The 882-nt window shown below is 69.7% G+C and carries 1 protein-coding gene; it reads right to left on the reverse strand.

The window, feature by feature from the left end:
* The coding region (locus E2493_RS19015) for a calcium-binding protein (RefSeq protein ID WP_135090056.1) at nucleotides 1-882 on the reverse strand (882 nt) is incomplete at both ends.

Below are 882 nucleotides of genomic sequence, written 5' to 3' on the forward strand. Positions count from 1 at the left end.
GTCGTTGCCGTCGAGGCCGTCGACCATGTCGGCATAGGCGCCGCCGGTGATGTGGTCGTCGAAGCGGCCGGCGGTGAAGTTCACCAGCTGCTCGATGCCGCTGATCTTGGTGCCGTTCACCGTCACGACGCCGGCGAGGTTGTCGGCGATGCTGAAGGTCACCGCCGCGCCCTGGAAGACGAACTGGCCCTGATCGATGCCGTCGCCGCCCTGGACCTCGGCCGCCCCGTCGCCGGTGCTGATCAGGTCGTTGCCGGCGCCGCCGATCAGCACGTCGACATTGCCGTAGCCGATCAGCGCGTCGTCGCCGGCGCCACCGTCGATCGTGTCGGCGCCGGCGCCGCCCGAGATGAAGTCGTTGCCCGAACCGCCCTTGAAGTCGATCCGCTCGATGCCGCTGATCGTCGTTCCGAGCACGTTCGCGCTGCCGGTGCCGTTGGTCGCCGCCGAGAAGACGATCCGGTCGGTCGCGGCCGAGAAATCGAGCATGCCGATGTCGACCCCCTCGCCGCCGTCGATCAGCACGTCCCCGAGCCCGCCGATCAGCGTGTCGTGGCCGACGCCGCCGCGCAGAGTGTCCGCGCCCGCGCCGCCGGAGACGAGATCGTTGTCCGCCCCGCCGGAGAGGATGTCGTCGCCGCCTTCGCCGAACAGCACGTCGTTGCCGTCGAGGCCGTCGACCATGTCGGCATAGGCGCCGCCGGTGATGTGGTCGTCGAAGCGGCCGGCGGTGAAGTTCACCAGCTGCTCGATGCCGCTGATCTTGGTGCCGTTCACCGTCACGACGCCGGCGAGGTTGTCGGCGATGCTGAAGGTCACCGCCGCGCCCTGGAAGACGAACTGGCCCTGATCGATGCCGTCGCCGCCCTGGACCTCGGCCGC

The organism is Sphingomonas parva (ex Maeng et al. 2020), assembly GCF_004564275.1.
GTDB classification, from domain to species: domain Bacteria; phylum Pseudomonadota; class Alphaproteobacteria; order Sphingomonadales; family Sphingomonadaceae; genus Allosphingosinicella; species Allosphingosinicella parva.